Annotated in this window: 22 protein-coding genes; all 22 read left to right on the top strand. The window is 45.3% G+C overall.

All coding sequences use genetic code 11. The annotated features are described in order from the left end of the window. The first annotated feature begins 4 nt into the window (after positions 1 to 4). Positions 5 to 2,248 carry a DHHW family protein gene (locus RBI_RS13880; protein WP_051706265.1) on the top strand — a complete coding sequence of 748 codons (2,244 nt, stop codon included), beginning with the start codon at positions 5 to 7 and terminating at the stop codon, positions 2,246 to 2,248. A gap of 991 nt (positions 2,249 to 3,239) precedes the next feature. Beyond that, positions 3,240 to 3,545, top strand: a complete 306-nt coding sequence (locus RBI_RS01460) for a hypothetical protein (protein ID WP_038670511.1) — start codon at positions 3,240 to 3,242, stop codon at positions 3,543 to 3,545. A 79-nt stretch (positions 3,546 to 3,624) separates the two neighbouring features. Then, on the top strand, positions 3,625 to 3,789 hold the full coding sequence (locus tag RBI_RS15005; RefSeq protein ID WP_167539803.1) for a hypothetical protein: 165 nt from the start codon (positions 3,625 to 3,627) through the stop codon (positions 3,787 to 3,789). 115 nt (positions 3,790 to 3,904) lie between these two features. Next, the gene (locus tag RBI_RS15010; protein WP_167539803.1) at positions 3,905 to 4,069 is read left to right on the top strand and encodes a hypothetical protein; all 165 of its coding nucleotides are present in this window, start codon (positions 3,905 to 3,907) and stop codon (positions 4,067 to 4,069) included. Between the two features lie 115 nt (positions 4,070 to 4,184). Beyond that, the gene (locus RBI_RS15015; RefSeq protein ID WP_167539803.1) at positions 4,185 to 4,349 is read left to right on the top strand and encodes a hypothetical protein; all 165 of its coding nucleotides are present in this window, start codon (positions 4,185 to 4,187) and stop codon (positions 4,347 to 4,349) included. A 35-nt stretch (positions 4,350 to 4,384) separates the two neighbouring features. Further along, entirely contained in the window at positions 4,385 to 4,990 is a 606-nt protein-coding gene (locus tag RBI_RS01465) for an L-2-amino-thiazoline-4-carboxylic acid hydrolase (protein ID WP_038670513.1), read from the top strand. Positions 4,991 to 5,035: 45 nt separating this feature from the next. Continuing rightward, the gene (locus RBI_RS01470; RefSeq protein WP_038670515.1) at positions 5,036 to 6,835 is read left to right on the top strand and encodes an HAD-IIIC family phosphatase; all 1,800 of its coding nucleotides are present in this window, start codon (positions 5,036 to 5,038) and stop codon (positions 6,833 to 6,835) included. After that, positions 6,828 to 7,073 (top strand): acyl carrier protein, encoded by a 246-nt coding sequence (locus tag RBI_RS01475; protein WP_022288344.1) that lies wholly within the window; start codon positions 6,828 to 6,830, stop codon positions 7,071 to 7,073. The genes RBI_RS01470 and RBI_RS01475 overlap by 8 nt, the downstream gene beginning before the upstream one ends. A 183-nt stretch (positions 7,074 to 7,256) precedes the next feature. Next, a complete protein-coding gene (locus RBI_RS01480) occupies positions 7,257 to 7,820 on the top strand; it encodes a hypothetical protein (protein ID WP_038670517.1) in 564 nt (187 codons plus the stop codon). Positions 7,821 to 7,839: 19 nt separating this feature from the next. Continuing rightward, on the top strand, positions 7,840 to 8,370 hold the full coding sequence (locus tag RBI_RS01485) for an inorganic diphosphatase (protein WP_038670519.1): 531 nt from the start codon (positions 7,840 to 7,842) through the stop codon (positions 8,368 to 8,370). Between the two features lie 1,150 nt (positions 8,371 to 9,520). Beyond that, positions 9,521 to 9,949 carry a division/cell wall cluster transcriptional repressor MraZ gene (gene mraZ, locus RBI_RS01490; RefSeq protein WP_038672904.1) on the top strand — a complete coding sequence of 143 codons (429 nt, stop codon included), beginning with the start codon at positions 9,521 to 9,523 and terminating at the stop codon, positions 9,947 to 9,949. Further along, positions 9,949 to 10,884, top strand: a complete 936-nt coding sequence (rsmH, locus tag RBI_RS01495) for a 16S rRNA (cytosine(1402)-N(4))-methyltransferase RsmH (protein ID WP_038670521.1) — start codon at positions 9,949 to 9,951, stop codon at positions 10,882 to 10,884. Before mraZ ends, rsmH begins: the two co-directional genes overlap by 1 nt. 73 nt (positions 10,885 to 10,957) lie before the next feature. Continuing rightward, entirely contained in the window at positions 10,958 to 11,434 is a 477-nt protein-coding gene (locus RBI_RS01500; protein WP_038670523.1) for a septum formation initiator family protein, read from the top strand. Positions 11,435 to 11,589: 155 nt separating this feature from the next. Continuing rightward, a complete protein-coding gene (locus RBI_RS01505) occupies positions 11,590 to 13,923 on the top strand; it encodes a penicillin-binding transpeptidase domain-containing protein (protein WP_038670525.1) in 2,334 nt (777 codons plus the stop codon). A gap of 25 nt (positions 13,924 to 13,948) precedes the next feature. After that, positions 13,949 to 15,397, top strand: coding sequence for a UDP-N-acetylmuramoyl-L-alanyl-D-glutamate--2,6-diaminopimelate ligase (locus RBI_RS01510; RefSeq protein WP_038670527.1), 1,449 nt, complete (start codon positions 13,949 to 13,951; stop codon positions 15,395 to 15,397). Positions 15,398 to 15,528: 131 nt separating this feature from the next. Continuing rightward, positions 15,529 to 16,890, top strand: coding sequence for a UDP-N-acetylmuramoyl-tripeptide--D-alanyl-D-alanine ligase (locus RBI_RS01515; protein ID WP_038670530.1), 1,362 nt, complete (start codon positions 15,529 to 15,531; stop codon positions 16,888 to 16,890). Further along, on the top strand, positions 16,887 to 17,930 hold the full coding sequence (locus RBI_RS01520; protein ID WP_081855904.1) for a hypothetical protein: 1,044 nt from the start codon (positions 16,887 to 16,889) through the stop codon (positions 17,928 to 17,930). The genes RBI_RS01515 and RBI_RS01520 overlap by 4 nt, the downstream gene beginning before the upstream one ends. Before the next feature lie 24 nt (positions 17,931 to 17,954). Continuing rightward, entirely contained in the window at positions 17,955 to 19,181 is a 1,227-nt protein-coding gene (locus RBI_RS01525) for an FtsW/RodA/SpoVE family cell cycle protein (RefSeq protein WP_038670534.1), read from the top strand. Positions 19,182 to 19,196: 15 nt separating this feature from the next. Next, positions 19,197 to 20,324 carry an undecaprenyldiphospho-muramoylpentapeptide beta-N-acetylglucosaminyltransferase gene (gene murG / locus RBI_RS01530; RefSeq protein WP_038670536.1) on the top strand — a complete coding sequence of 376 codons (1,128 nt, stop codon included), beginning with the start codon at positions 19,197 to 19,199 and terminating at the stop codon, positions 20,322 to 20,324. Between the two features lie 28 nt (positions 20,325 to 20,352). Next, the gene (locus tag RBI_RS01535) at positions 20,353 to 21,258 is read left to right on the top strand and encodes a hypothetical protein (RefSeq protein ID WP_038670538.1); all 906 of its coding nucleotides are present in this window, start codon (positions 20,353 to 20,355) and stop codon (positions 21,256 to 21,258) included. A gap of 61 nt (positions 21,259 to 21,319) precedes the next feature. Continuing rightward, positions 21,320 to 22,579, top strand: a complete 1,260-nt coding sequence (gene murA, locus RBI_RS01540; protein WP_038670541.1) for a UDP-N-acetylglucosamine 1-carboxyvinyltransferase — start codon at positions 21,320 to 21,322, stop codon at positions 22,577 to 22,579. A gap of 18 nt (positions 22,580 to 22,597) precedes the next feature. After that, positions 22,598 to 23,701 (top strand): cell division protein FtsQ/DivIB, encoded by a 1,104-nt coding sequence (locus RBI_RS01545; RefSeq protein WP_038670543.1) that lies wholly within the window; start codon positions 22,598 to 22,600, stop codon positions 23,699 to 23,701. Positions 23,702 to 23,893: the final 192 nt, after the last annotated feature.

Raw genomic sequence — 23,893 nt, forward strand, 5'->3', positions numbered from 1 at the left:
GAGTATGGCAAATAATAAAGATTTTGAAAAGGACTTCAAACTGCCTGATACAAAGGCTCTTTCAGAAGCCTATACAGAGTATCTTGACAGCGTTACTTTCGGTGGAAAGCCTATAGGCGAGGAAAAGAAAAAGCCTGAAGCTGTCAGCATGGCAAAAGTTGACGAAACGGAGAAAAGCTCCACTGTCCATGACGAGATAGTAGAAAAGATAGTCAGAAAAAACAAGGCTCTCAGCCACAGCATTTGGACGGACGAGCCTGTTTTGAAGCCAAAGAAAAGCGTATGGCTAAATACTGATGATGATAATGAAGAAGCATTGAAAAAAGCTGAAAAAGTTGAAAATTCTCAGTCTGTACAAAAAGCTCAGGAGAAAAATGCTGAGGAAAAGGCTTCTGATAATGAGGTCATTATTCCATTTTCCAAAGAGAAAAATCACATAAACGGCACTAAAAAAGAGATATCTGTGGCAGTTTCAGCAGACGGAACTGTGAAAAAGCTGCCGAATAAGAAGAATTTCGTGCTGAAGATCCCTGACAGCTATTATAGGGAATATGACGCAGCGGCACAGGATAAAGGCCCTGTTATCGCAGGAAAAAGGGTCGAGATAATCGACAAGAGAAGCCCTGAGAAAAAGCCTGAGAATGCTCAGAAGCCCAGCAGGGTAGAGGCAACAATAAATGTCAGAGTGCCTGTTCAGAAGCAGGAGCCTGTCAGGAAAGCTGAAAAAAAGGCTGAACCTAAATCTGAGCCGAAACCTGATCCTGTGGAAAAAGAAGAAAGCGACGCTAAGGCAGAGGAAGCTTACAGAAAAGGCATCGAAAAGGCAAAAAAACGTCGTGAGGAACGTGAAAAGGCTAAGAAAAACAATATTCATGAGCTGGAGTTTAATGTTATAAATTCTGTTGTTTGCCTGCTTATTGTTTTCGGCGTGTTTGCGGCACTGCTTGTGATGAAGCGTGAAAGCGGTTTTATACAGTCAGAAAACAGAAACCTTGCGACTTTTCCGAAATTTTCGCTGTCATCATATTTTGACGGTGACTTCACAAGCGGAATAACCGAATATTTTACCGACACTGTTCCAAACAGAGAAAAGCTTAAATCTTTCTGCTCTGATTTCACGAATATGCTTGGAATAAAGCTCAACGATACTGTTATAACGGGCGACTTCAAAACGGTGGAAAAAGAAGAGCTGGATCAGGATAAGATCGCAAAAACAACAACTGTAACGGCTTTTACAGGTTCGAGGACCACCACCACTGCGGATACAAAGGCCACCGACACAAGCACAACTACGAAAAAATCAACTGAAAGCGAAAAGGTAGTTGACGTGCCTGATAATCTTGACGACGGTCAGTGGGAGGGTGACGTTATAGTATCCGGCAAGGGCGAAAACGTCCGTGCAATGGGTGCATACTATGGCACGTTCGAGAACGGCGACAAGTATGCGAACACCATAAACAAATGGAAGGCTGACCTTGGGGACAGCGTGAACGTATACAATATGTCTATCCCGACTTCGGCGGCTTATTATATGCCGAACAATCTCAAGGACGCTGTTTCAGATCAGAAAGACAATATCGACAACATTGCCGCAGGTCTTAACGGAATAATCAACACCGATGTTTATGACGCTCTGGCTGAGCATACAAAGGAATATATCTACTCAAGAACGGATCATCACTGGCAGCCTTTGGGAGCATATTATGCGGCGCAGGTTTTTGCCGATCAGTCGGGAATAGATTTTCCAGACCTTGATACCTACGATAAATGGGAGATAGACGGCTTTGTGGGAACGATGTATGCTTACAGCAATTACAACAGCGAGCTTCAGAAATATCCTGACAAGTTTATTTACTATAAGCCTGACAATAATGATGACCTGACGGTAAAGTATTATGATACGGAGTTTAAAAACCCTGTGGAGTCTACGCTGTTTTTTGACTATGCAGAGGGCGTGAACTGCTATTCTGCGATACTCAACGTGGATCAGGAGATAGCTGAGATAGATACGGGCGTGGATAATGGCAGAGTGCTTGTGGTGTTCAAAGACAGCTTTGGAAATGCTCTGATACCATTTTTCACCCATGGCTTCTCGAAAATTTATGTTTGTGATTTCAGATATTTTGATATAAACGCTATTGATTTTTGTAAAGAAGTGGGTTGCACAGACCTGCTGTTTGCAATATCGTTGACGAGCTGTTCAACGCCTAGTAAGGTGGATTGTTTGAATAATATTAGGATACAGTAGAGTTAAGTGAGGAGTGGATTAAGTGAGGAGTGAGGAATGAGAAATGAGGAATGAGCATAGCAGACCAAAGTAAATTACAAGCATAAAGTAAAATAAAGCACCGAGCGAAGCGAGAGATAAAGCGCACGCTCAAGCCCGGCGCTAGAGGGCTTGTGGGGTCTAGGGGCAAAGCCCCTAGCGGAGTATGAGGCAGAGCCTCATTCGGCGCAAGCCGACAAGGTGCAGATTTAATGAAAAATAGCATAAAGAAGTCAGATATTAGATGAAAGTGATATTGGAGAATTAAATCTGCACCGCCTTTCTAGTCCATAGCAAAACGTAGGTACGCAAAGAGCGGAGCGATTTTGCGGAGGAATAAACTATCCCGAATATCTGTAGGGGTGAACAGCGTTCGTCCGTGTTTAGAATTTGTTATAATTTCAGAATTGTAGGGGGACAAAGGCTGTCGAGGGGTCGGGACGTCGGGGGCGCCGTCCCCTACATGGTTTGTGAAAACATAAATGTTGTTGGGGATAACACACATTGTTGACGTATGTTGTACGGATAACGCAAGGTTTGTCGGGCGACCAGAGGTCGCCCCTACAGGTGTGTAGCCGTAAGATTGTGGGTTTAGTCGTTTTTTTATTCAATTTTCAAGTTACGTTCGGGGTGCGACATTGGGTATTATGCCCTTGGTTGCGTATACACAAAATACCGCAATGCACACCCACGTTTTGACACAAGTTCTCTACAGCCTGTTCCAGAAACTCACCTCGGTTTCACTAAGTCGCAGGGCTTGTACGTGCCCGCAAGTATCAAAACGCTTTCTACTTATCCCGAAAATCACCACTTTTGTTGCATAAAAAATGCAACAATTGCAGAAATGTTGCCAAATTAAAATATAAATCATTTGTTTGCACAAATTTGCGGGGCGATTTTTGTGCAGGATGATGATAAAATGTGAGTTATCAGAAAATAAAAAATAGATGCTTTTGGCATAGGGGGTATGCTTATGAAGAAATTTTTGGCTATAGCGGCTCATGTTATCAGCGGTCTGGGAAATGACCTTTTGGGCTGGGTGGTAATCATTAGCTTTGAGCTGACAGGCAGTGAGGGGAAGTTTCAGGACGATGTTTTTCATTGGATAATTTTTGCTTGTGGTTTGATACATATTGCGGTGAGCGTGCTGTACAGTTTGTTGGTTTGGAAAAAGGGTACGGCGAATGGTCATGCTCTGTCGGGAAAAATTCTTGCAGTTTATGATATTGTTATGACGCTGGTACCTTATGTGTACTGGTTTGTGGTTTGTGTGCTGTAGGTTTGGGTAAGGTGAAGCTAACGGACGAGGTTTGCCGTATGGCTTTGGATAATATGAGATAGGCTGGAGGTTGAGCGTTATGAAAAAATTTAGGACGGTGGCGGCTGTTGTTATCATGTTTTTTGCGGCTATGGCTGGCTATTTTGTTGGGGCAGCATTGCAGGAGGAAATGGGCGGTGCGATACTGTTTGCGGTGATAGCCGGGTTTGCTTGCGTTATTTACAATATGGATAATCGGGAATAGAGTTGGCGTTGTTTAACGGATAGAAAGGTGAAAATATGGAAAATACGTTTAGTGTGAAGATGATATTTCACTTTATGGCTTTGGATAATATGAGATAGGCTGGAGGTTGAGCGTTATGAAAAAATTTAGGACGGTGGCGGCTGTTGTTATCATGTTTTTTGCGGCTATGGCTGGCTATTTTGTTGGGGCAGCATTGCAGGAGGAAATGGGCGGTGCGATACTGTTTGCGGTGATAGCCGGGTTTGCTTGCGTTATTTACAATATGGATAATCGGGAATAGAGTTGGCGTTGTTTAACGGATAGAAAGGTGAAAATATGGAAAATACGTTTAGTGTGAAGATGATATTTCACTTTATGGCTTTGGATAATATGAGATAGGCTGGAGGTTGAGCGTTATGAAAAAATTTAGGACGGTGGCGGCTGTTGTTATCATGTTTTTTGCGGCTATGGCTGGCTATTTTGTCGGGGCAGCATTGCAGGAGGAAATGGGCGGTGCGATACTGTTTGCGGTGATAGCCGGGTTTGCTTGCGTTATTTACAATATGGATAATCGGGAATAGAGTTGGTGTTGTTTAACGGATAGAAAGGTGAAAATATGGAAAATACGTTTAGTGTGAAGATGATATTTCACTTTTATCACAGTGTGGTAAAGGCGGAGCTTAAAAGGAGAGGCTTTCCTAAAGAGGTGGCTAAGAAGATAGAGGAAGAACATGGGAAGATAGTTGCGAGGGCTAAGGATATTGGTAAGTCAAAGCTTTTGAGTTCGTACATTATGGCGAGCTATTACATTGCGATGAACAGGAGCACCGGGAAGTCTGCGGAGGAGAATTACGAGATATTCCGTGACGGGCTTTGCGCTTCAAAGCTTTTTCACAAGGTCATGGGTGATGTGGACAGCTATCTTGACCCTAAGAAGATGCCGGGGCGTTTGAAATGGTCGGAGGACAGTCACAAGAGGTTATATGAAAACGACTGGGTGGTGGATATTCTGCCGGGCAATGGTGAATATGACCTTGGGTATGATTATCACGAATGTGGGGCGTGCAAGCTTTGCAAGGACGAGGGGTGTCCTGAGCTGGCGGCTTACATATGCAGAATGGATTTTGTGCTGGCGGACATGATGAACATGAAACTCGTTAGGACGGGAACTATTGCTGAGGGTGCACCATACTGCGATTTTAGGTACAGCAGGAAGAAGTGATAGGCTCATAGGGGCTGAGAGTTATTTAAGAGAAGGTAAAAAAGAATGAAAGAGTTGGAGTATCCATTTGACAATGGGTTTATAATGAAAAAGAAAAGGTCGCTGAAAAGGCAGCTTTTGGGCGACGGAGCGGTGCGGCTGAAAAAGAGGGTGGCTGTGCTGGGCGGCTCGACTACGGACGATATCGTGTCGGTATTGGAGCTGTTTTTGCTTGACATGGGCTTTGAATGTGAGTTCTATCGATCGGAATACGGACAGTTCTGGCAGGACGCTGTGTTCTCAAACGAGGAGCTTGACCGCTTTAAACCTGATATCGTTTATATACACACGAGCCTTAGAAACCTCAGCTTTTCACCTACCCCCAGGTCGGGTGAAGAGGAGATAGAGCAGGGGTTGAACGCTGAGCTTGACAGGCTTTCTCAGGCTTGGGACGGAGTGAAAGAGCATTTCGGCTGTCCTGTGATACAGAACAATTTTGAGCTTCCGTTTTTCCGCCTTATGGGAAACATGGATGCTTCCGACAGGCGTGGAAAGGTGAACTTCGTCACAAGGCTCAATTCGGCTTTGTATGACAGGATAGCCCAGAGGCCTGAGGTTTATCTCAATGATATAAACTGGCTATCAGCGGCATATGGGCTTGAAAAGTGGAGCGAGCCGAAGTATTGGTATCTCTACAAATATGCCCTAAATATCGAGGCTATACCTGAGCTGGCTTTTCAGGTGGCGAGTATTATAAAGGCTATCTTTGGCAAGAATAAAAAGGCGCTGGCTCTTGACCTTGACAACACTCTTTGGGGCGGCATCGTTGGTGACGACGGTGTGGAAAATCTCGAGATAGGCAAGGAAACGGCTGAGGCAATGGCTTATTTTGAGTTTCAGCAGTATGTTAAGGCGCACAAGGACTTGGGCGTGCTTTTGACGGTATGCTCCAAAAACGAGGAAGAGAACGCTTTGGCTGGGCTTTCCCACCCTGAGGGCATGCTAAGGCCTGATGATTTTGTGGCGATAAAAGCCAACTGGCTTCCAAAGGACAAAAATATCGTTGACACGGCGGAGGAGCTTAACATTCTTTCTGAGGCGTTTGTTTTTGTGGACGATAACCCTGCGGAGAGGGAAATAGTCAGGGGACAGCTTGGGGGAACGGCTGTGCCTGAGATAGGGGAGGTCACGGACTACATAAGAGTGCTTGACCGTTCGGGATATTTTGAAACTGTTACGCTGTCGGAGGACGATCTCAAACGCAATGATATGTACAGGGCGAACGCTCAGCGTGCAAAGGCGCAGAGCAGGTTTGCGGATTATCATGATTATCTTTTGAGTCTTGAAATGACGGCGGAGATAGGGGATTTTTCGCCTTTGTATCTGCAAAGGATAACTCAGCTCACCAACAAGAGCAATCAGTTCAATCTCACCACAAAGAGATACACTGCGGAGCAAATGGAGGCGGTCTATAACTCTGATGAATACATAAGGCTGTATGGAAAGCTTTATGACAAATTCGGTGACAACGGCGTTGTGGCGGTGACTATCGGAAAGACAGACAGCGAGGACAAGGGCAGGCTTGATATCGAGCTTTGGCTGATGTCATGCCGTGTGCTGAAAAGGGATATGGAGCTTGCTATGCTGGATAGTCTGGTGGAACAGGCGAAAAAGCGTGGCATAAGAGAGATATACGGGCATTATTACCCTACGGCGAAAAATAAAATGGTGGCAGGGCTTTATGAAAGCTTCGGCTTTGAGAAGATATCTCAGGACGAAGAGGGCAACACGGCTTGGCGGCTTTTAGTTGAGGGGTATGAGGATAAAAATACTGTTATAAAGGTGAAGGAGGAGCATTATGCTTAGCAAGGACGAGATAATTGAAAGACTTGATGATGTTTTCAGAGATGTTTTTGATGATGATACTTTGGAGGTAGACGAGAACACCACGGCTGATGATATCGAGGATTGGGACTCTATCGAGCATATCACTCTTATCGGTGCGGTGGAGGACGAGTTCAAGATGAGATTCAAAATGGGCGAAGTTTCGGGTATGAAAGATGTGGGCGAGATGATCGGCATTATTGAGCAGAGAGGCAAGTAACAGGCTGTTTGCGAAATATGCGTGAGAACGCTGTTCTTTTTCTGGATTTTGTGATTTCTAGCGGCGGTATGGCTGAAAGGCTGTACTGCCGTAAACTTTTAATGTAAATTCATAGGTTATACTTGAAATATCTGCGAAAATGGTTTATACTATTGGTAATAAAACTATTTTACGGAGGATATTATGGAAGATAATTTTACCCTCTGTCAGGGCGTATCTGTGGGCGGAGCGGAAAAGCTGAGGTCCTGTTGCCACATTCAGGGGGATAATATAAGGGGTGTGCTGAGTTGTGACATCATGGCGAAGGTCGCCTGCGGTGTGATAGAGAAGCTCGCTGAGCCTATATTCTTCTTTCTGGAGCTTCCTGACAGCGAGAGAGATGGATACAAGACCTATTATCTTGATAACTGCACGAAAGAGGTCGTCCTTGCCATAATGAAGCGTTACGGCACTGTGCTTGTAAATGACGGAGTATCGAGATTTGGATTTGGCTCGCACAAGAATGACGAGGAGATATATTTCACAGACTATCAGGAATTTCAGATATACTCACGCAATCCAAAGAAGCTTGAGAAGCTTTTTGACAGACTTGGGATAGACGTTGTGGGTGAAGATGAAGTTGTAACACTGTGGGACTTGATAAACGAGGACAACGCCGGTTGTATCTCATGCGTTGAGGCGGACGGCGAAACGGTTTTTGACATACCTGAAAATCTGAAGTCTGAGGGTATGTACGAAGCTGAATGAAAATACAGGAGGAATGTACATGAACATCTGGCATGATATTTCACCAAAGGTGATAACAAAGGAAAAATTCACGGCGGTAATAGAGATACCAAAAGGCTCAAAGGTAAAATACGAGCTTGACAAGACCACGGGCCTTCTGAGAATGGACAGGATACTTTACACATCGACCCACTATCCTGCAAACTATGGTTTTATCCCTAGGACGTATGCAGAGGACGGCGACCCGTTGGACGTACTGGTGCTTTGCTCGGAAACGCTTGCACCTTTGTCTTTGGTTGACTGTTATCCTATAGGCGTTATCTCCATGCTTGACAATGGTGCGGCTGACGAGAAGATAATCTGCATTCCGCTCAATGATCCTACATACAACATATATAAGGACATTTCAGAGCTGCCTAAGCACATTTTTGATGAGATGTGTCATTTCTTCTCGGTATACAAGGCACTTGAACACAAGGACACTGTGGTCGATGATGTTAAGGATCGTGAACACGCTACTGAGATCGTGGCACAGTGTATCGACAGATACATTGAGAATTTTTGCAAGTAAATAACTGAGGCTTGGCGGACGCACCGAGGTGCGTCCGTTTTTTTTGTTTTCTGATACAAGGTTGTGAAGCCAACGGGCGAACGATGTTCGCCCCTACATTTTGGTGCTATGGTTTGCTATGCCGCAAAATCGCTGCGCTCTTTGCGGATTTACATTTGCTAAGGGATAGGGAAAACGGTGCAGATTTTATGCTCCAATATTACCTTTATTTGATATCGGGCTTTTGTGTGTTTTTTGTACCTTAATCTGCACCGCTTGGTCGGCTGTCGCCGAATGAGGCTCTGCCTCAAACTCCGCTAGGGGCTTTGCCCCTAGACCCCACAAGCCCTCTAGCGCCGGGCTTGAGCCTGCGCTTTATCTCTCGCTACGCTCGGTGCTGGGGGCACGACTTTGGTTAGCTATGCTCATTCCTCATTTGAACGTCGCTTTCCACTGCATATTGTATCTCGTGGTTTGTTGTTGCCTTTTTTGCCACTTTATTTTGCGGTTTTGTGCAATTTTACTATTATTTTTGGCTGTTTTAACGTTAAAAACCCTCTCTCATGCTCCATTCCTCTTCAAACTTTATTTTCTTTATCTAAGCAATGAAAATTTACAAAATCGGATAGTGTAATAATTAAATTAGAAAACAAATTTCCTTGTTACCGAATTTTAACCTTTTTGCGACACTATATTCTACCGTTCATCACCCTTCTTGCTTTTTCTGTCACAGCGTAAGAAATAATTGTGCTTTTTTTCGCAAAACCTATTGACGTATACTATATGTTGTGTTACAATAACTTTATAAGGTCAATACGATGTGAATGTATGGGAGTTTTGCGGAAATATCTGCTATCTTTATACAGGTGCAAATGTTTAAAGTGCCACAAGATATTGTATGACGTAAAATTAATTAAAAGTTTACAAATTACAAGACGGTGACAAATTAAAAGGTGAAAGTTACAAAATCCCCCTAAAATCTCTCTTAAATTGACCAAGTGTCCAAGAAAAATCCCTTGCAAAAATTCACTTTGGGAAATATTACTGTTGCAATTTTCTATAATATAGTGTATAATTATTGTACGGTGGTTAAAAGTGCAAAAAAGTGGTGATGAGTGCTTCAAATGTGGCATTTCATTGCTTAACTCGGTCAAGGGAGGTGAACGGCTTGCTGGCGTGCTTGCTTAAAGGAACTTACAATCAGACTATGGACGCTAAGGGAAGAATGACTTTTCCTACTAAGCTCAGAGAGCTTATCGGCGAGCGGTTCATTGTAACTAAAGGTATAGACGGCTGTCTGTTCGTTTATTCTCTTGAGGATTTCGAGAAAAGAGCCGAAAAGATCAGAAGTCTGCCTATGGCTAAGGCGAGAGCTTTACAGCGAAGCTTTATGGCGTGGGCATGCGAGGTCGAGCCTGACAAGCAGGGCAGGATACTTGTTCCGCAGTCACTGAGAGAGGTGGCAGGGCTTGAAAAGGAGATCGTTGTGGCCGGAGTATCTGACAGATGTGAGATATGGGATAAAAAGCGCTGGGACGATTTCAACAGCAGCATTGATGATAACGAGCTTATGGAAGCTCTGGAGGGGCTTGATTTTTAATGGAATTTAACCACATTCCCGTACTGCTTGATGAGTGCTTGGAGGGTCTGAACATTCGGCCTGACGGCATTTACTGCGACGGCACTGCCGGAGGAGCAGGACATTCGAGAGAGATCGCTAAAAGGCTTGACGGCGAAAAGGGCGGCAGGCTTGTGGCTATAGACAGAGATCCCGAGGCGGTGAAAACTGCGACTGAACGGTTGGCAGGCTATCCTGCGACTGTTGTGAGAGGGAATTACTCTGAGATAGACGAGATATTTGAAAGGCTCGGCATAAGCGGTGCTGACGGCATTCTTATGGATCTGGGTGTTTCTTCTTATCAGCTTGACAATGCGGAGAGAGGTTTTTCCTATCACAATGACGCGCCTCTTGACATGAGAATGTCAGGGGAGGGGCTTTCCGCCAAGGACGTTGTGAACGGATATGATTATCAGAGCCTTGCGAGGATAATTTTCGAGTACGGTGAAGAAAAGTTTTCAAGAAGCATTGCTTCTAAGATAGTAAAATACAGAGAACAAAAACCGATAGAGACAACTATGGAGCTTGCCGAGATAATAAAAAGCGCAGTTCCGCAGAAGGCAAGGCGTGAGAAAAACCCTTGCAAAAAGACTTTTCAGGCTATCAGGATAGAGGTAAATAAGGAGCTTGAACATTTGAATATCGCTCTTGACAAGGCATTCGATTGTCTTAACGTGGGCGGCAGGCTTTGCATAATCACTTTCCATTCGCTGGAGGACAGATTGGTAAAGCAGAGATTTCAGAGCTTCTGCAAGGGCTGTATATGTCCGCCTGATTTTCCCCAGTGCATATGTGGAAGAACGCCTAGGGGAAAGCTTGTGAACAGAAAACCTATAGAGGCTGATGAAAAGGAGCTTGCGGAGAATAACAGAAGCCGCAGTGCTAAGCTCAGGGCGATCGAGAAGATCAAGGACTGAGTGAAATTTGTGTGAAATTGGGAATGTGTAAATAACGGGCTTGCCCGTGGATCGTGAGAGGTGTTTTACCGCAATGGCAAAGGTACATAACTTGGCATTTGATTACAGTGCCTATGACAACGCTCAGGAGGCGGAGGCTCAGAGAGCCATAAAATATAAGAAAAACCCTGCACTAAAGCAGAAAACCGTATCGGTAGTAGCTGTGATAGGTATTTGTCTGCTGGTGGCTGTTGTTCTTGGAACGATGATATACGGCAGAGTCGAAATATCAAGCCTATGTTCGGAGCAGACCAGACAGGAGGAACAGCTTGCTCAGCTTCAGGGAGAGAATGTAAGTTTACAGTCAGAGCTTGCTCAGAAGACCAATATGTCAAAGGTCGAGGAGTATGCTGAGAATGAGCTGGGACTTAAAAAGCTGGATAAATCTCAGATAGAGTATGTTACTGTGGAGTCAGACTCGGTGGCAAAGGTGGTAAAGGCCGAGGACGACAATGTGTTCGTTAAGATAAAACACTGGTTCAGCTCTGTTCTGGAATATATCGGGGCTTAGTGAATAAAATAATTATGGGGAAAGTTAGGGACAAGATATTTGTGCTTAGCTTTCTTGTTCTATTAATTTGTATGTGTGAAAATACGATATTTGCCGTATTGTGCTAAATTATTGAAGATTTTGTATGTGCGGTGATGTCCTGAGAGGAGATATTTATGACCGACAGACCAAGTGCCAGAATGAAACAACGTCTGAATATTTGGCTGAGCCTGCCTGTGGCGGCGATACTTATATATACGGTTGCGACCATCTTTTCGGTGTCTATAAAGGACGGCAAGAGGTGGCAGTCCCTTGCAAACGCTCAGCAGCTTAAAAGCACGGCTGTTTCAGCGTCAAGAGGCACTATTTATGATTCAAACGGAACGGTGCTTTCTCAGAGCGCAACGGTCTATACTGTTTATGCAGACCCTCTTATGCTCAAAGAAAAGCTTGATGACAACGACAAGAAGATAGAGGAGCTTAAAGGATATATAGCCAAAGAGGACGACGCGTCCAAGAAGGCTACATATCAGCAAAGACTTGACGCAACGAAATCAGGGGACGAATGTCTTGACGAGCTTGTGGAGTTTTTAGCACTCAATCTTGAGATAGACACTAACACTGTGAGAGAAAAACTAACTAAGACGGATACTCAGTACATCGTGCTGAAAAAAGAGGTGGAAAAGACCGTTTCCACGGCTATCGAGGATAAGCTCACGGAGCTTGGCATTGACGGCGTAAGGTGCGACCCTACCACAAGGCGACTTTATCCACAGAATACTCTTGCTTCTGTTGTTCTTGGTCACACGGACTATGAGGGCAACGGCATATATGGTCTTGAAGCTTACTATGACGATTATCTCAGCGGCATTGACGGCAGGATAATCACTGCAAAGGCAAGCGACGGAACTGAGATACCATACAGATACAAGCAGAGCTATGACGCTCAGGACGGCGACGATCTTAATCTGAATATCGACGCCAACATTCAGTATATCCTTGAAAAAGAGCTTGCAAAGGCTGTTGAGGAAAATCAGCCTACTGACAGAGCCTGCGGTATCATAATGAATCCTAAGACAGGTCAGATATACGCAATGGCGACTTCTGATCCTTATGACCCTAACGAGCCTGCGGCTATCTCCGATGAAAAAACGGCGGCGGAGCTTGCGGGGCTTGATGAAGATTCAAACGATTACAAGCAGAAACAGCTTGACGCATGGTCCCTTCAGTGGAAGAACAAGGCGGTTTCAGAAACATACAATCCGGGTTCTGTATTCAAGGTCATAACAGGTGCTTCGGCTTTGGAAGAAAAGGCTATCACTCTTAATGATACTTTTGGCTGCGGCACTCAGATACAGGTGGAGGACACGACTTTCCACTGCTGGTCAACTACCGACCACGGTTCGCAGGATTTTGCCCAGGCAATGCTAAACTCATGTAACCCTGTATTCATTCAGATAGGCATGAAGCTTGGCTCTGAAAAGTTCTGTCAGTATTACAATGCGTTCGGTTTCAACGAGCTGACAGGTATCGACCTGCCTGCGGAATCAAATTCTATCAGTATGCCGCTTAGCAACATGGGCCCTGTTCAGCTTGCTTCATCTTCATTCGGTCAGACAAATAAGGTAACGCCGATACAGATGATAACAGCTTACTCGGCGGCTATAAACGGCGGTTATCTTGTTACACCACAGGTAGTGAACAGTATAACTGACGAGAACGGCAACATTGTAAAGAAAATGGACACTGTTGTAAGACGTCAGGTCATTTCTGAGGACACCTCAGCATCTATGAGAGAGATACTCGAGGGCGTTGTTGAAGGTCAGCCTGGCTCTAACTGCTATATAAAGGGATACAGGATAGGCGGTAAGTCGGGTACTTCACAGAAAATGGACGAGGACTCAACCGGTCAGACGTATGTTTCTTCATACTGTGCATTCGCTCCTGCCGACGATCCGGAGATAGTAATGCTCGTAATGGTAGACCACCCGACGGGCGAGAAATTCTACGGAAGCCAGGTGGCAGCACCTATATGCGTGAACGTGCTTTCAGACGTTCTGCCTTATGTGGGGATCTTCCCTGAGTATGACGAAAGCGAGCTTGCAGACTTGCAGGTATCAGTACCTAGCGTTCAGTATTATACTGTTGAGGAAGCCAAAAAGACACTTGAAGATCTTGGACTTGAGGTCAAGGTCAAGGGCGAGGGCGACACTGTTGTTAAGCAGACGCCTGTTGCCGCAAAGATAGAGCATGGCGGATCGGTCGTGCTTTACACAGAAGCAAACGCCAAGGAAGAAACTGTTACGGTGCCTGAACTTAAAGGACTTACAAAGGAGCAGGCAAGGGCTACGCTTGATATGTATGGTCTTAACTTGACGGCAGAAGGCTCAGGCTATGAGGAGGAGGGTGCAGTTGCACAGTCCGATCAGAGCGTGGGAGCAGGACAGAGCGTTCCAATGGGAACGGCTGTGTCGGTAACATTTGCAGTGACCTCGGTAGGCTCACAGTAAGAAACCATGATAAGGAATGATAATTATGAAACTATATGATATCATAAAGGACGTTGCGAAAACTTCTCTGCCTGATATGGAGATAAGCGACGTTACGAGCGACACAAGAAAGGCTGTCAAGGCAGGCTCGATGTTCGTGTGCATAAAAGGAAAGACCTTTGACGGACATGACGCTGCTAAGGACATGATAGAAAAAGGCTGTGCGGTTGTAGTCTGCGAAAGAGATCTGGGGCTTGACTGTCAGATAATCGTGGAGAATACAAGAGAGGCTTTCCCTCTGCTGTGTGCGGCATTTTTCGGTCACCCTGAAAAGGAGCTTACTCTTATCGGTGTAACAGGCACTAACGGAAAGACGACTATCACAACTGTTATAAAGAAGGTGCTTTCTTCATTCGGCTGTAAGGTCGGTCTTATCGGCACTTGTCAGAACGAGATAGGCGACGACGTTTATCCTACTGCAAGAACGACTCCTGAGCCTTATGACCTTTATGAGCTTTTCAGAAAAATGGCTGATGAGAAGTGCGACTATGTTGTTATGGAAGCTTCCTCGCAGGGATTGGAGCAGAAAAGACTTTCAGGCTGTCATTATAAGGTAGGCGTTTTCACTAATCTGACGCAGGATCATCTTGACGTTCACGGCACGATGGAAAATTACTATCAGGCTAAGAAGATACTTTTCACTATATCTGACAACGCTATCATCAACATAGACGATGAATACGGCAGAAGGTATCTCAAAGAGATAAGCTGTCCTGCGAAAACTTATTCATGCTGTACAAAGGCTGATTTCAGAGCAGAGGATATCCTGCTTTCAGCAAGCGGTGTGAAGTATGTTTTCACTGACGGAAAGATAAAGCACAATGTTTCATTCAATATGCCCGGACTTTTCAACGTTTCAAACTCACTGGCTGTTATAGCCTGCTGTGAGACCCTTGGATTTGACGTTGACAAGACTATCAGAGCTTTGGGCACTATGCAGGGCGTAAGAGGAAGAGCGGAGATAGTTCCGACGGGCAGAGATTTCACTGTTATATGCGACTATGCTCACACTCCTGACGCACTTGTGAACGTGCTTTCGGCTATAAAGAACAGTGCAAGCGGAAAGGTAAAATGCCTTTTCGGCTGTGGCGGAAACAGAGACGCTTCAAAGAGAAGCCTTATGGCTGCGGCTGCGGCGGACAATGCTGATTTTCTTATCGTCACTTCCGACAACCCGAGGAATGAAGATCCGCAGGATATCATAAACGATGTTCTGGTAGGTCTGGAGGGCAAGACGACCCCTTACATAACTATCGTTGACAGGCGTGAGGCTATCCACTGGGCTATACATCATGCGGAAAAGGACGATATCATCGTGCTTGCCGGCAAGGGTCATGAGGATTATCAGATACTTGCAGGTGGTGTGAAGATACATTTTGACGAGAGAGAAGTCGTTGCGGACGCTCTTAAAGAGCTTGAAGCTGAGGGCAGATAAGAGAAAAATGTAGGGGTGAACAGTGTTCGCTCGTGATATGCAAAGTGGCTGTGGGCGGTTTTGCGATAAAGATATATTTATAAGATAAGGGAAAGGAGACACTGCCGAGAAATTGGCGGATAAGAATTAAAATGGAAAAATTAAGCTTACAGGAGATAATATCGGCGGTTCACGGAAGCTACGGCTATCCTGCTGACGTTGAAATTTCCGATATCTCCACCGATACGAGAACAATAAAGCCAGGCTCGCTTTTTATTGCACTAAAGGGTGAGAATTTTGACGGACACAACTTTGCCGCAAAGGCTATGGAGCTTGGTGCGGAGGCTGTTGTCACGGAAAGACCTGTGGAGGGTGCAAGATGTATGATAGTTGACTCCACTGCAAGGGCATTGCTCGACATTGCGGGATACTACAGGTCTAAATTCGATGTTAAGGTAGTTGGCGTAACAGGAAGCGTGGGAAAGACCACCACTAAGGATATGATAGCCCTTGTTGTGGCGCAGAAATACAAGACGCTGAAAACTCAGGGCAACCACAACAATGAGATAGGTATGCCACAGACGCTTTTCGGTCTTGACAGCAGTTATGAGGCGGCTGTTATCGAAATGGGTATGTCACATCAGGGCGAGATATCGAGAATGTCAATGTCATGTCAGCCTGACGTGGCTGTTATAACAAACATCGGCATTTCACATATTGAAAATCTCGGCACGCAGGAAAACATTCTCAAGGCGAAGCTTGAGATACTTGACGGTGCGGCTTATGACGCTCCGCTGATACTTTGCCGTGATGATAAATTGCTTGCAGGGGTGCAGTTACATTCTGACAGAAAGGTTTATTACTATTCTGTATCAAAGAAGGACTGCGATGTTTATGCAAGCGGTGTTAAGACTGTTGACAACAGCATAACATTTACTATAAACTATGAGGGCGGAAAGATAGCCGCCCAGATAAACTGCTTGGGCGAGCATAATGTAAAGAACGCTCTTGCGGCGTTCTGTGTGGGCCTTGCACTGGATATTCCTCCTGAGGATATTGTAAAGGGCATTGCTCAGTTCAAACCGGAGGGTTTAAGACAGAATGTTACCGTCATTGACGGAGTTACATATATAGTTGACTGCTACAATGCTGCGCCTGACTCAATGAAAGCGAGCCTTTCGGTGCTTTCGCAGGCACAGGCGGAGGGCAAGCGCATTTGCGTGCTTGGAGATATGCTGGAGCTTGGCAAGAACTCAAAGACCTATCACAGAAACGTGGGAGAGTATGTTGCGGCTTCAAAGGCTGATCTGCTTTACTGCTTTGGCGAGGACTCAAAGTGCTATATAGAGGGTGCTGAGAAAAAGGGCTTTGCAAAGGAAAGTTGCAGGCACTTTGAAAGCAGAGATGACCTTGCGGCGGCTTTGAAAGAGGTAGTTGCAAAGGGCGACGCTGTGCTTTTCAAGGGAAGCAGAGGAATGAAGCTTGAAGAAGTGTTCAATGCACTGACAAAATGAGTTGGAGCGTGCAGGCGGTGATACTGGGGTGTGAAATGGTGCTGGGATATGTTCTCGGCAGAGTTTTCATACCATATTTCCGCAGGATAAAAACAGGTAAATTCGATTTTTATATAGGCGACAGGTTCGCAAAGGACGGCTCTGAGCCGAAATTCGGCGGAGTTGTCATAATGCTCTGCGTTATATTCGGCATTGTTACGGGAGTTATATTTTATGACTCGCAGGCGGTGCTGAGTTTTGAGAACGGAGAGTTTTCAAGGCGTGTGTTTATTGTTTTGGGCGGAGTTTTGATGCTCACGGCTATTGGGCTTTCGGAGGACTATGTTAAGGAGAAAAAGCTTGGCATAGGCATGAAGCCTTTTTACAAGATATGTATGGAGTATCTTATATGTCTTGGAGTATGCGTGGGGCTTGGATACTGCGGAGGAGTGCAGACGGCTGTGCTTATGCCTTTTCACTTGGGCTATGTGCAGTTCGGCAGGCTTTTTTATCCGCTTTTTCCGCTGTTTATGACAGTGGGGATAAACATGGTGAAGATACACGACTGCGCAGGCGGTAAGACCGACACGGGTGCTGACGGGCTGTGCGCTGTAACAGCTTTGATATTTTCGGTAGGCATTTCAAGCGGTCTTGCGGCAGGGGCAGGCTCTGACGCCGCTCAGCTTTTTGCTGTTTGCACAATGGGTGCGGCAGGAGGCTTTCTCTTTTGGGGGTGCAGTCCTGCGAAGCTTTATTTGGGCGAGTCGGGTGCGCTGGCACTTGGGGGCCTTATGACTATGGCGGTGCTGCTTTCGGGAGAGTATTTCGTTTTCCTGCTGGCAGGGGCGGCGGTGGTCGTTGACGGGATATGTGCGCTTTTGCAGTATGTGGTTTTTAAGATAAGAAAAAAGCTGCTTATGAGAGGTTACACGCTTCATGAGCATTTGCAGAAAAAGGGTCACGGGGATCACGCTGTGATAGGGATATTCGCTGTGATATCTGTGGCAGGGGCTGCGGCGGCGATAGCGTTTTTGATATATTCGGGAAAGTTTTTCATATAGAGATTTTGTTGGGAGGTTGTTTGTTTGGCTATAAGAGGTCCTAGACGTGAACGTGACGGAAGCATAGTGTATAATAGTCACGTTCCTCTTAAACAACCTGTGGCACAGGCAAAAAGAAAACATAGATTCAGATTTATACTTGCGGAGATAGACAAGCCGTTTTTCATTCTTGTAATGGTATTGCTTGTATTTGGACTTCTGATGATGTTTTCTGCAAGCTATGCGTGGGGTCTGAGTGAATATAACGATGGATATTATTATTTGGTGAGCCAGCTCAAGTCTGCCGGACTTGGTCTTCTTCTGATGTTTGCCACGAGCTATCTTGATTATCACTTCTTTCAGAACACTAAGATAGCATATATTGCATTTATCGCCACCTATCTTCTTACGTTTTATACAGCTCTTTTCGGAATAGACGTTGCCGGTGCAAAGCGTTGGATACAAATAGGTCCGATCAGCTTTCAGCCGTCGGAGCTTCTGAAGGTAACGTTCATTATTATTTTCGCATACATAATGTCGGTGAACTATCCTAAGTTCAAGGATTGGAAATTCTGTATTATACCGTTTACTGTGATAATGGGCGCGGTGGCGCTGGTGCTTATTTTTCAGAGGCATATGTCGGCTGTTATGCTGGTGGGTATCATGGGCGTGTCTATGATGTTCATAAGCGGTATGCCAAAAAAGACTTTCTGGAAATTTATCGGTGTGTGTGCTGTTTTCGGGGTGCTGCTGCTGATATATAAAATGGCGTCAGGCTCAGGCTTTTCTTATATTTCAGATCGTATACAGAGCTGGAAGAATCCTGAATCCGACCCTAGCGGAAAGACCTTCCAGACCTATGAATCTCTATTGTCTATAGGATCTGGCGGCTGGTTCGGTCTTGGATTTGGAGAGTCAAGGCAAAAATACTATCTGCCTGAGTCGCAAAACGACTTCGTTTTCGCTATTATCTGCGAGGAGCTTGGCTTCGTGGGTGCAATGGTAGTGGTACTGCTGTTTGTGCTTTTTATAATCGAGGGCTTCATGATCGCTTCAAGAAGCAAGGATCGTTTTGGTATGCTTCTTGCGGCTGGTATAACAATACAGATAGGCTCGCAGGCACTTTTCAACATTATGGTAGCCTGCAACGCTTTCCCTAACACGGGTATTTCACTGCCGTTTTTCAGCTACGGTGGTACTGCACTGATGATACAGCTTGCAGAAATGGGTATCATGCTCAACGTTTCACGTCAGTGCATCAAAAAAAAGTAAAGAGGTATTAGTTCTATGCTCAGAGTTTTACTTGCAGGCGGAGGTACGGCAGGTCATGTAAATCCTGCTCTTGCCATTGCGGAGATCATAAAAAAACATTATCCTGACGCTGAGATAAGCTTTGCGGGAAATCCTGAAAAGCTTGAGGCTAGGCTCGTGCCTGCGGCAGGATATAAGTTCTATCCTATAAAGATAGAGGGCTTTCAGAGAAAGCCTAACTGGGTAAATCTCAAAAGAAATATCCATGCGGCAGGGTGTCTTGTAAAGTCAGGAAGCACTGCAAAGAAGATAATAAAGGAAGCAAAGCCTGATCTTGTTATAGGAACCGGAGGATATGTTTCAGGACCTATAGTTAGAAAAGCCGCTAAAATGGGCATAAAGACGGCTATTCACGAGCAAAACGCTTTTCCGGGCGTGACAAACAAGATACTTGCAAAGTCTGCGGACGTTGTTATGCTCACTGTAAAAGAGGCAGAAAAGTATATGCCCGAAAATGCTAAGACGGTGGTGACAGGTCTGCCTGTAAGGGGAGCTTTCAACACCATGTCAAAGTCGGAGGCTAAAAAACAGCTTGGCTTTGATGAAAATGAAATATGTGTGCTTTCAACAGGCGGAAGTCTGGGTGCGAGAGTGCTTAATGAGAATATCGCAAAGCTTTTGAAATGGTATCAGGACAATGATGTTAAGGTGTGTCATATACATTCCTACGGCACTTATCAGGGATATAAGGACTATCCTGAAAAGCTGGAGGCTATGGGTATAGATATCAACAACAGCAGACGTATCATAAAGGATTATATCAATATGCCTGTGGCAATGGCTGCGGCTGACCTTGTTATATCAAGGTGCGGAGCAGCTTCGCTGGCGGAGCTTGAAGCAATGGGCAGAGCCTCTGTGCTTATCCCGTCGCCTATGGTGGCTGAAAATCATCAGTATTACAACGGCATGGTATTGCAAAACGCAGGAGCAGGCTTTGTTATCGAAGAAAAAGACTTGACGGAAAAGCTTTTCATTGATACTGTAAAGGGGCTTATAGAAGACCCTGAGAAGCTCAGACAGTGCTCGGAAAACGCTGCAAAGCTTCATGTTGCCGATACTGAGGACAGGATATTCAAGGCTTTAGAGCCACTTATTAAGGGATAAGGAACGTAAAATTTAAGGGGATAAAATAATGGATAAGAATTACAGACAGTATAACAAGAGGGCTTCAATGGATAGCATTGAAGTGCCTGATGTTGACAAGATAAAAAAGCTGTCAGATAAAAAGTTCAAGGGCAGCGGAGTGAACCGCACCGCCGACGAGATTTTTGACGGAGAAAAGTTCAACAAGGCAGGGGAGTTCGACCGTGCCACAAAGACTTACGATGACCCTACCAAGCACAAGGAAGAGGACGATGAGGACGATTTCCTTGAGGACGCTGCGGCTATGCCTGCGCAGGCGGTGAAAGGTCTTAGCAAGGGAGTAAAGGTGGGAGATTCATATGTAAAGCGTAGCAAGATAATAAAGACAGTTGTGGCTGTTATTATCGTGCTTGTGCTTATGGTGTTCTTCTTCCCTCCGCTGTTTTTCAACGACGCAGACAAGAGCGTGGTTAGATATGACGACAACGTGTTCAAAACAATGGGTATGACGGATTTTAAAACATATGCGCTGTCAAATTATTCTGTATACAACGAAGAAGCTTTTGGTTCTGAGTTGAGTTCAAGCTACCGTTTTGCAGATATAGTGTTTAATATTAAAAACCCGTCTCCTTTTGAGATAAAGATACCGCAGTATGAGATCAGCCATGTTTCTTCTGAATATGACAACGCGGTATGCTATGCGACCAGCGTTACAACAAACAGCGACGGTGAGGTCATAGGCGACACTGTTCCTCCGTTTTCCAGTAAGGAGGTCACTGTAAGGATACTTGTGAATATCACTGATATGGACGATAGTACGTTTGACGATTGCGTTACTGGCATGATACTTTCAACTAAGGATATGAAAAAGAAGATAGGCAAGGACTCCTATCTGCCTTGTTTGCCTGCTTTTATGCCTGTTTCAAACGCTACAGAGATATATATCAACAAATAGCTTTAACCTATATGGGCGGTCCTGCATAAGATAAGTCAAAACCTTAAAAGGAGCGACGCTTATGCAACGGCTTATCATTCAGGGAGGAAGCAGGCTGAACGGAGAGATAACCGTTCAGGGAGCAAAAAACGCAGCTCTGCCGCTGCTGGCAGGGTGTGTTCTTATAAACGGAGAGATCAGGCTACATAACTGTCCTGCACTTTCGGACGTATTTGCGGCTTGTCGCATTCTGTCGGTGCTTGGGGCAAGGTGCAGCCGTGAGGACGGCTGTGTTACTGTGGACGCAAGGGGCGCTGTAAAGACCTTTGTGCCAGATGAGCTTATGAGAGAGATGCGTTCGTCTATCGTTTTTCTGGGAGCTGTTCTTGGAAGAACAGGTGAATGCAGGCTGTCATTCCCGGGAGGGTGTGAGCTTGGTCCGAGACCTATAGATATGCACCTGTGCGCACTTAGAAAAATGGGCGTCAGGATAAACGAGGAGTATGGCGTGCTTAGCTGCACCTGCCCGAGAGGGCTTAGAGGGGCTAGGGTAGACCTTTCGTTCCCCTCTGTGGGAGCAACTGAGAACATCATGCTTGCGGCTGTTCTGGCAAAGGGCGACACGGTGATATACAATGCGGCAAGAGAGCCTGAGATATGCGATCTTGCGGAGTTTCTGAACTGCTGCGGTGCAAGGATAAGTGGCGCAGGGGGCGGAACGATAACAATAAGCGGTGTGGAAAAGCTACACGGCTGTGAATACTCTGTCATGCCCGACAGGATAGTTGCGGCGACTTTTATGAGTGCGGCGGCGGCAACAGGCGGTGAGATAGGTCTGCTTGGGGCAAGGGCAGGGGATATCCGTGCGGTCATACCTATATTTGAGCAAATGGGCTGTCAGGTATTTCTATATGAGGACAGGATATTTATAAAAGCACCTAAACAGCTAAAAGCTGTGCGGACGGTGAGGACTATGCCTTACCCGGGATTCCCTACGGACGCTCAGGCGATAGTCACGGCGGCACTTGCTAAGGCAAAAGGCACCAGTGTGGTGGTGGAAAATATTTTTGAAAACCGCTACCGCCATGTTGACGAGCTTGTGAGAATGGGTGCGGATATAAAGACAGAGGGAAAAGTGGCTGTTATCGAGGGCGTGAAGGAGCTTTACGGAGCAAAAGTCCGTGCGCCTGACCTTAGAGGCGGTGCGGCGTTAGCTGTGGCGGCGCTTTCGGCAGAGGGAGAAACATCTCTCACTAATATAAAGCTTATGGACAGGGGCTATGACTGCATTGAAAATGCTTTTACGCTTCTGGGCGGAAACATAAAACGTGTAAATTACTAGCAGTTAGGAAAGAGAAAAATGAACGGAACTTACAAGGAAAACAGAATGAACTCACAGCGGCCTGCGGCACGTCGGCAGACAGTGAATATGCGCAATGTGTATGTTGCCAGCTTTTTTGCGGCTGCGGCGCTGCTGCTGGTGCTGAGTATGTTTTTGTTTTTTAATGTGTCGGAGATAAAAATAGAGGGCGTTACCCTTTACGAGCAGGATCAGATCCTTGGCGTGGGCGGCGTTTCAACGGGACAGAACCTTGTGAGGACGAATACGGATATAGTTGAAAAGCGTTTGAAAGATACTCTTGTGTATCTTGATGATGTCAAGGTCACAAAGAAATTTCCGTCAACACTTGTTATAACCTGCACAGAGGCCGAAAAGGCGGCTGATATCGAGTATAAAAATTCATACTATGTGCTGTCTGCTTCGGGAAAGATACTTGAAACGAAAAATCCTGCTCCGACAGGGGATATACCTGTTGTAAAGGGCTTTGAGCTTAAAAGTCTTAGTCAGGGCGACAAGCTTGCTTCTGAGGATTCATTTAAGGCGGATATCCTTAAAGAGCTTCTGAATGAACTTCATGACCTGAAATTTAAAAATATAGACTCTATTGACCTGACCACCCGTTCGGATATTAAGCTTATGTATGACGGCAGGCTTGAAATAAAGCTTGGAAGCTCGGTGGATATGGAATACAAGCTTACATATCTTAAGGCGGTAATTGACAAGAGCATTACTGACGATTACGAGGGTACGCTTATTTACAATGGTGCTGACAGCGGCATTTCGGCTATTCCGAAATCGCAGGACGAGTCGTCAAAACCTGACGACACAAGCTCTGCAAAGCCAGATGACAGCAGCAGTGCGGTATCGGCTGATACTAATATTGATGACGGCAACACATGGGACAGTGATAACTCATGGTCAGGGGACGATAGCCAAGGCTACAGCGACGATACCAACGCATGGGACGGCAATGATGATGCTGACAATGCAGGCACAGATCAGTGGACAAACGAGAACGGAAACACCGACTGGGAATATGATAATGGCGGCGATCAGGGCTATACCGACAATGGATATGCTGACAACGGCTATGTGGACGATCAGACGAACACAGATTGGTAAGGGTCAGGATAACTAATTGTATAGTATACACAAATGAAACTGAAAAATCAGTCGTTTTATTGATAATTAATAAAAAGTTTATAATGGTTTCATTTAAGTTCTTTACTTTTTGACAAAAGTATGATAATATATTATTGTATCTATTTATGTGCATATTCGGCACATAGGCTTTTTTGCATTTTATTTTTGATT

It is taken from the genome of Ruminococcus bicirculans (ex Wegman et al. 2014), assembly GCF_000723465.1.
GTDB classification, from domain to species: domain Bacteria; phylum Bacillota; class Clostridia; order Oscillospirales; family Ruminococcaceae; genus Hominimerdicola; species Hominimerdicola aceti.